Source organism: Nonomuraea sp. NPDC046570 (assembly GCF_040645915.1).
Lineage (GTDB): Bacteria > Actinomycetota > Actinomycetes > Streptosporangiales > Streptosporangiaceae > Nonomuraea.
The window spans coordinates 1-1,647 of sequence record NZ_JBEYZF010000110.1 but is presented as its reverse complement, the minus strand read 5'-3'; the positions used below and the strand labels follow the sequence as shown (position 1 = coordinate 1,647).

Genomic DNA, 1,647 nt, shown 5'->3' with positions numbered 1-1,647 from the left:
GCCATCGCATTGTCGTAGCAGACCCCCGTCCGGCCGACCGAGCGGCGGATCTGCAGACCGGTGAGGAATCGGCCGAACTCGTCCGAGGTGTAGTTGGCGGATTCAATCGGTGCTCGCAACACTTCGTCGTTGGAGGTGTTGTGCATGGGCCTGGGGAAGAAGCAGCAGGCTGTCCGGTTGTATCGCGGCCAGATCCCCTCGCCGGGACGACCGAGTGTCGCCTGGCGTGAGGATCGTGTCCGGTTTTGGCGGGCGATCGCTCGGGGGTTGACCTCGGAGGATGCTGCGGCGGAGATCGGCGTGTCGCCGGCGGTGGGAACGCGCTGGTTTCGCCAGGCTGGCGGGGTGGGACCATGCCTCGCCCCGACGCTGTCGGGCCGCTATCTGTCGTTCGCCGAGCGGGAAGAGATCGCGTTGTGCCGCGCCCAGAAGGTCGGCGTGCGCGAGATCGCGCGGCGTCTGGGGCGGTCACCGTCGACGATCTCACGCGAGCTGCGACGCAACGCCTCGACGCGGACGTATGACGTGGAATACCGGGCGACGGTCGCGCACTGGCACGCCGAGCGCCGAGCCCGGCGGCCGAAGACGGCAAAACTGGCGGCCAACCCGCGGCTGCGCGGATATGTGCAGGAGCGGCTGGCCGGGCAGGTCCGCCACCCGGACGGCACGCCGATGGCGGGGCCGGACGCGGCGCCCTGGAAAGGGCGGAACAAGCCGCGGCGACAGGACCGCCGCTGGATGACATCGTGGAGCCCTGAACAGATCGCCTATCGGCTGAAGGTCGATTTCCCTGAGGATGACGCCATGCGGATCTCACACGAGGCGATCTACCAGGCCCTGTTCATCCAGGGGCGAGGAGCGCTCAAGCGGGAGCTGGTCGCCTGCCTGCGCACCGGGCGTGCCCTGCGGGTGCCGCGCGCCCGCGCCCGGCAGAAGACCGGCGGCCACGTGACCCCCGAGGTGCAGATCAGCCAGAGGCCCGCCGAGGCCGAAGACCGCACGGTCCCGGGCCACTGGGAAGGTGATCTCATCATCGGCACCGGCCGGTCAGCGATCGGCACCCTCGTGGAGCGCACGACACGGTTCACCCTGCTGCTGCACCTGCCCCGGATGGAGGGCTACGGCACCCAGGAACGCGTGAAGAACGGCCCGGCGCTGGCCGGCCGCGGCGCCGAAGCCGTGAGGGACGCGATCACCAAAGAGATCACGGGGCTGCCCGAGCAGCTACGCCGCACGCTGACCTGGGACCGCGGCAAGGAACTGGCCCAGCATCCTCAACTGCACATCGACACCGGCCTGCTGGTCTATTTCGCCGACCCCCACAGCCCTTGGCAGCGTGGCACCAACGAGAACACCAACGGCCTGCTGCGCCAGTACTTCCCCAAGGGCACCGACCTGTCCCGCTGGGACGCCGAGGAGTTGGCGGCCGTCGCGCTAACGCTCAACACCAGGCCTCGAAAGGCCCTCGGGTGGAAGACACCGGCAGAAGCCTTCAGCGATCATCTAAACTTGCTGCTGAGCAGCAGTGTTGCGACGACAGCTTGAATCCAAGGTTCGAGCCGCGGTCGGTGTGGAAGACGGCACCGGGTTCGATCACGCCGGTGCCGGTCGCCATCCGGATCGCGTCCTTGATCAGATCGGTGCGGT

The 1,647-nt window shown here is 68.5% G+C and carries 1 protein-coding gene; it reads left to right on the top strand.

Annotated features, from left to right (window positions below; translation table 11 throughout):
- Positions 1 to 144 precede the first annotated feature (144 nt).
- The gene (locus ABZ911_RS43115; RefSeq protein WP_358070509.1) at positions 145 to 1,545 is read left to right on the top strand and encodes an IS30 family transposase; all 1,401 of its coding nucleotides are present in this window, start codon (positions 145 to 147) and stop codon (positions 1,543 to 1,545) included.
- Positions 1,546 to 1,647: the final 102 nt, after the last annotated feature.

Coding starts and splice junctions, on each gene's coding strand:
- ABZ911_RS43115 (WP_358070509.1), top strand. CDS start 145: ATGGGCCTGGGGAAGAAGCAGCAGGCTGTCCGGTTGTATCGCGGCCAG.